This window comes from Microbacterium maritypicum MF109, assembly GCF_000455825.1.
Taxonomy (GTDB): domain Bacteria; phylum Actinomycetota; class Actinomycetes; order Actinomycetales; family Microbacteriaceae; genus Microbacterium; species Microbacterium maritypicum_A.
On record NZ_ATAO01000194.1, the window covers coordinates 1 to 892 of the forward strand.

Annotated in this window: 1 protein-coding gene; it reads right to left on the reverse strand. The window is 71.4% G+C overall.

The genetic code is table 11. The features are described 5' to 3' along the window. Positions 1-114: 114 nt before the first annotated feature. A complete protein-coding gene (locus L687_RS32855; RefSeq protein ID WP_052514697.1) occupies positions 115-891 on the reverse strand; it encodes an ABC transporter permease in 777 nt (258 codons plus the stop codon). Between the last annotated feature and the right edge of the window lies 1 nt (position 892).

Genomic DNA, 892 nt, shown 5'->3' on the forward strand with positions numbered 1-892 from the left:
CGGACTCCCCCACGATCGCGATGCACTCGCCGCGGTCGACGGCGAAGGACACGTCATCGACGACCGGGTTCCCGTCGAATGCGATCCGCAGCCCGCGCACTTCCAGGGCGACGCTCATGCGGTCCTCCCGTCTCCGCGAGCGCGCAGGATGCGCCCCACGACGGTCGCCGCCACCACGGTGAGCGTGATCGCGATGCCGGGGAACAGCGAGATCCACCAGGCCTGCCCGAGGACGTTGCGCCCACCGGCGAGCATCAGTCCCCATTCGGGAGTCGGCTCCGACGGGCCGAGCCCCAGGAAGCTGAGCCCGGCCGCTGCCAGGATGCTGGAGCCGATGCCGATGGTGGCGAGCACGCTCAGCGCGCCGAGGACTCCCGGAACCACGTGCCGGGTGAATGCGCGCATCCGTGGCACCCCGAGGATGCGCGCCGCCTCGACGTGCTCGGCGACGCGGAGAGTCTGCGTCTGCACTCGGGCCAGCCGGACGTAGACGGGCACGGCGGCCAGCGTCACCGCGATCGCGATGTTCACCGGTCCCGGGCCCAGCACGGCGACGACGACGAGTGCGACGAGAAACTCGGGGAAAGCCATCAGCACGTCGTTCACCCGCATCACCGTGATGTCGACGCCCCTCGGCGCGACCCCGGCGAGCGCGCCGATGACGAGTCCGCCGACGAGCGCCACCCCGGTGGCGAGGAGCCCGATGCCCAGCGAGCGCGCCGCACCGTAGACGACCCGCGAGTACACGTCGCGTCCGCTCTGGTCGGTGCCGAACAGATGCTCGGCACTCGGCGGAAGCAGGGCGGCGCGTACATCCGTCTGCAGCGGATCGTGTGTGGCGAGGACACCGGGCCAGAGCGCCGCGAACGCGATCACGGCGAGGACCAGGATC